General features: G+C 41.8%; 4 protein-coding genes and 1 pseudogene. 1 reads left to right on the top strand and 4 read right to left on the bottom strand.

Features of this window, described 5'->3' with window-relative positions:
• The 4 genes and pseudogenes from IQ229_RS13805 to IQ229_RS13790 form a co-directional block, all read right to left on the bottom strand.
• Positions 1-119 (bottom strand): annotated as a pseudogene (locus IQ229_RS13805) (photosystem II q(b) protein); the annotation flags it as partial.
• 198 nt (positions 120-317) lie between these two features.
• On the bottom strand, positions 318-992 hold the full coding sequence (locus IQ229_RS13800; RefSeq protein ID WP_194044573.1) for a DUF2834 domain-containing protein: 675 nt from the start codon (positions 990-992) through the stop codon (positions 318-320).
• Between the two features lie 122 nt (positions 993-1,114).
• Positions 1,115-2,221, bottom strand: a complete 1,107-nt coding sequence (hrcA, locus tag IQ229_RS13795; RefSeq protein ID WP_194044572.1) for a heat-inducible transcriptional repressor HrcA — start codon at positions 2,219-2,221, stop codon at positions 1,115-1,117.
• A 466-nt stretch (positions 2,222-2,687) separates the two neighbouring features.
• The gene (locus tag IQ229_RS13790; protein ID WP_194044571.1) at positions 2,688-3,020 is read right to left on the bottom strand and encodes a rhodanese-like domain-containing protein; all 333 of its coding nucleotides are present in this window, start codon (positions 3,018-3,020) and stop codon (positions 2,688-2,690) included.
• A gap of 158 nt (positions 3,021-3,178) precedes the next feature.
• On the opposite strand from IQ229_RS13790, the gene IQ229_RS13785 reads away from it, so the two are divergent.
• The coding region (locus tag IQ229_RS13785; RefSeq protein WP_194044570.1) for a DUF3352 domain-containing protein at positions 3,179-4,657 on the top strand (1,479 nt) is incomplete at its 3' end.

The raw sequence follows: 4,657 nt of genomic DNA, 5'->3' as shown, positions 1-4,657 counted from the left end.
GTGGGGATCATTACTACGCCGAACCAACCGATGTAGATCCGGTTATTGGTGCTGGTGATCCATTCACAGAATCGATCCCATACGTTAGCGCTTGAGCGCTGTTGTAAGGTTGTTGTCATTGTTTTATAAATGCGATTATTTGCAGATGAATTAGGTAGGTTTGACTACCTGTTACACATCTTAAGGAATTTATTGCGTTTTGTAAAGTAATTTCAGAAAAAACTTTTTCTTGAGATTTACGCACCCACAGAAAATCCCCAAACCTTTGAAAAAGCGGGGACTTCAGATAGTGGATTATGAAAAATGCATTTTATTCTTCAATTCGTTGCTGGCTGCTTGGATATGGACTCTATACCCACTTCTTGTAAAGGTGGACGCACAGATAAATAAACCAATGACCCAAATAGCGGTATCAACGCTATTAACCAGAAAAACTGCGGATTTTTCCAGCCGCGACGCGCCATATCATCCCCCAGCAATGCGGGAAATAATAGACAAAGTAAGCAAAAATCTAAACTCATCACATGGATGAAGCGGTTAGTTTGCCACTCTTGCACAAAACTGCCCCAATCTCCACCTCTTATACCGTAGGTAACTAGAATAACTGTGGCTATTGTCAATACAAAACCAGTCACACGAGAATCTAGTAATTTGAGCAAGATATTCTTTTTACCGACAAACTGATTATTTGGTTCTCTAAAGGCTAAGTACGGCAACAAGGCAAAAGCACCAACTCCGAAAGAGGCAGTAGCAAACAGCCAAGCAGGTATTTTTTGTCCTCTACCATCAATAAAGACTACTGCACTGTAAATAAGAGGCCAGATGCCCATGAGGTTGAATAGTGCTATGAGTAACGGGTTAATGCCTTGCCACTGGCCAATAGAAAGGTTTTTAATTAACTCGAATGTACCGGGTTGCTCAGGAGGCGCGAGGAAAAAAGCATAAACCACAAATCCCAGCCACAGCAAGCTAAAGGCAATTTTTCTAACCATGAAAGATTTTGGTAGTATTAATTATTGATTTTGCCGCTATAAATTGGGCTATCTGCCTGCTATTATATTGTCTATTCGCTTAGACCCGTCGTGGCTTATCTCTAAATATCACATGACACGATTTAAGGATTGAAATAACTGAAAGCTTCTGAGAGGTAATCAGCAGCAGATGCTACTACTGCGATCGCACTTTCATAATCTAGGCGCGTTGGCCCCAAAACTCCCACACTTCCTACGGGTATCGAACCTCGGCGATAGTTAGAAGAAATCAAGGTGCAGGTGCGTATCGGTTCTAATAGATTTTCTGCGCCAATGCGAACCGTTACTTTTGGTTTTCCACCATCCTCTGGTTCTGGTTGTTCAAATATTAATCGCCACAGTTGATCTTGTTCTTCTTCCAGCAGGTGGATAATTGTTTGTACTTGCTGTAACTGGGAAAATTCTGGCTGGCGCAAAACTTCTGACACACCCCGAACCATAATTTGGGTTGCAGTCGGTGCAAGAGTGCGACGAGCCAATTCGGCAACTGAGTTTTTCAAAAATTCTCCGTAGCGTTGGAATTCTTGATCTAGTTCGCTCCAGTTGAGGTGGCCTAATTCCAACAGACTTCGCCCCCGCAAGTGACTATTCAAAAAGTTAGAAACAATCTGCAACTCACGATCGATTACCTCTGAATCCCGTTGTGTTTCTTCTGGTGTTGGCGACAAATCCATCAATTTGGAATGTGTCTCGTAACCATCTGTTACCACAATCAGCATGATCCGCCCAGCCTCAATTTGCACTAATTGCAGATGTCGCAATAGCGCTGTAGTCGTTTGCGGCATAGCGATCAAGCTAATGCAACCACTCAATGTTGCTAAAATCTGCGCGGCTCCTTGCAGTAGGGTTTCTAAACTTCGATCTTGCCACTGTAGCTGCTTTTGCAATGCCACCTCTACTTCTCGCCCTAAAGTTTCCGTTCGCGTAGCATCTCGCAGAGAAGGAATTAGCTGGTCAACATAAATGCGATAGCCTGAATCTGAAGGTACACGTCCAGCAGAAGCGTGTGGTTGGTAGAGCAATCCAGACTTTTCTAAAACACCCATCACATTGCGAATTGTCGCCGAGCTTACACCCAGGTCGTACTCCTCAACCAAAGCCTTTGAACCAACTGGCTCTGCCGTAGCAATGTAGTGACGTACCGTTGCCCAAAGTATATGCTGTTGTCGATTTGTTAACTGAACTTCCATTATGGTATGTTTTGCTGAAGGCAAATTTTAATCAAACTCTCAAGAGATTTGTGGATTTAATCGAAAACAGAAAATATTAATAATTTATTAAGGTATCAAATTATATAACTATATTATGATAAGTATCTTTAAAGTTTATGTACAAAGCATTTTTTAAGATTAGGGTTGAAATAGTAGCTCAACTTTTTTGCAAAAACTGCTAGTTATAATGTACCCTTCCGATGCTTTTTTCTAACCGTACTTTTGCATAAATTTCTGCTTGCAACAGTATTATTAGATACGTATTTTCTTCAGGGTCTACTACCGAACTGTAATTTAGAGCAATCCAACATTTTTGTGCAGATGTACTTGATGCCCAAATTTCAAACTTTCCGGCAAGCCTCTAAATTGATGTACTTCTATCTTTAGCATAGCAAAAGTCAGATGGAAGAGTAAGTTCCATCTGAATGATGTATCCGAGCAGAAGCTAATACTGGGGAATTGAAGGGTCTACTAATTGGGAATAGGCATCAATACCACCCGAAATATTTTGCACATTTGTAAAACCTTGAGCAATCAACCACTGGCACATTTGGGCAGAGCGGATGCCGTGGTGGCATAACACCAAGGTTTCGGCTTCGGGATTGAAGAGGGTAGGTACTTGATCTCCCCATTCAGCAAATTGACTTAAAGGTAGGTTAACAAAGCCTTCAATGCTAGCGATCGCCAATTCTTCTGGTTCACGCACATCTACTAGCTGAATACTTACATCACTAGAAGAAAGACGTTGCGCCAGTTCTTCTACACTAATTTGGTTCATGGGTTGACTAAAAGAATTCCCTATAAACAGTCCTAATCCTATTTATGGTGACAGAAAATCTCTGCCTTTGCATGAGTATCCATTCTGAAGAGGGTTGATTAATTCTGCTAGGCTTTCTGCTTAAATGGCTTTAAACCGTCTTTTTCAATAGGTTTAATGTGAATAGGCAACGTTCATTTATCGGTTTTATCGTAGCTGGGGCGATCGCCCTGCTAGTAATTGCGATCGCTGGCTTTTACTGGTTTTTCGCCAAAAGTCCGGCTAACCTCATTGCTTCTAGCTCTGGGCCTGGTGCAACCATATTCGTGTCGAAACTTTCCCCTGTAATGGTTTCGTTATTGACGAATCCTGACCGTTTGCAGGCGTTGGAGCGGGAAGAGGAACTATCTAAACTCAAAACCAGTTTATTTGCTAAAAGTGGCATAGATTACAAACAAGACATTCAACCCTGGTTAGGAGACGAAATTACATTAGCTATCACCACCTTAGATATCGATCGCGATCCAGAAAACGGACAACAGCAAGGGTATTTGTTGGCATTAGCAACCAAGCAACCTGAGAAAAGCCGCGAGTTTCTCGAATTGTTGTTTTCTAAACGAGCCTTAGCTGGTGCAAACTTAGCTGTTGAACAATATAAAGGTGTAAAACTGATTTCTGACAATTCTCAACCAGAACGAGACTTGCTTGCTGGTGCTGTTGTCGGTGAAAGCTTCGTCTTATTTGCCAACGATCCGAAAGTACTAAAAGATGCTATCAATAACGTCCAAGCGCCCGATCTGAATTTGACTAGCTCACCCGAATACCAAAAAGCTGCCGAAGAACGGCTTAAAGGGGGATTAGCTGTAGCTTTCTTGAATCTTCCCATCGTAGCAAAATGGCAAGGGTTAGAGTTACCAGAACAACTTTATAACAGCCAAATTATATCCTTGGTGTTAAATCCTAAAGGATTGCTTGCAGAAACCACCATTTTGACTTCATCGGAAATTGTCCCTCCATCTGCACCGCTATCTAAACCTGTGGGAGCATTGCAGTATGTTCCAGCATCCGCAGGTTTAGCAATTTCCGGCTCGAATTTGAGTAATTTGGCTGACAGTGATTTAGCCAAACTCTGGAAACAAGCAACAGCAACTATATATGGTTCTGAGGAAGATGTGGTTTCTCGGTTAGCAAAACCTTTGGCAGATGTTCAAAAACGCTGGGGTATAAACTTACCAAAGGATATTTTTAGCTGGGTACAAGGAGAATATGCCATAGCATTGTTACCTGGGAAAGAGCAAACAACTCCTCATTGGATTTTTGTAGTAGAAAAATCCGAGAGTGTGGAAAAAGGGGTTGCTCGATTAGATGCGATCGCCTCATCCAACGAACTCAGCATCAATACCCTGAATATAGACAAGCAAAAAATCTCCGCTTGGACAGAGTTAACCACAGCTACAAAAAAAAGTGATGTCAAAGAAGGAGCATCTTTCAGCATTGAAACAAAAGTACGGGGATTGCATACAACTTTAGGAAGTTACGAAATTTTCGCGTCTGACTTGGAGACGATGGATGAAATTCTCACAACCAAGGATAATTCCATAATTGACAATCCCAATTTCAAAGATAGTATCGCGGCAATTCCCCTACCAAACCAAGGT

Origin of the sequence: Nostoc cf. edaphicum LEGE 07299 (assembly GCF_015207245.1) — a bacterium.
GTDB classification, from domain to species: Bacteria; Cyanobacteriota; Cyanobacteriia; order Cyanobacteriales; family Nostocaceae; genus Nostoc; species Nostoc edaphicum_B.
Note: the sequence above shows the minus strand (reverse complement) of the source record. Positions and strands in the feature narration are given on the sequence as shown.

What these genes read in the sequence shown, in the direction of transcription:
- IQ229_RS13800 (WP_194044573.1), bottom strand. Translation starts at nt 992, where the DNA reads ATGGTTAGAAAAATTGCCTTTAGCTTGCTGTGGCTGGGATTTGTGGTT.
- hrcA (WP_194044572.1), bottom strand. Translation starts at nt 2,221, where the DNA reads ATGGAAGTTCAGTTAACAAATCGACAACAGCATATACTTTGGGCAACG.
- IQ229_RS13790 (WP_194044571.1), bottom strand. Translation starts at nt 3,020, where the DNA reads ATGAACCAAATTAGTGTAGAAGAACTGGCGCAACGTCTTTCTTCTAGT.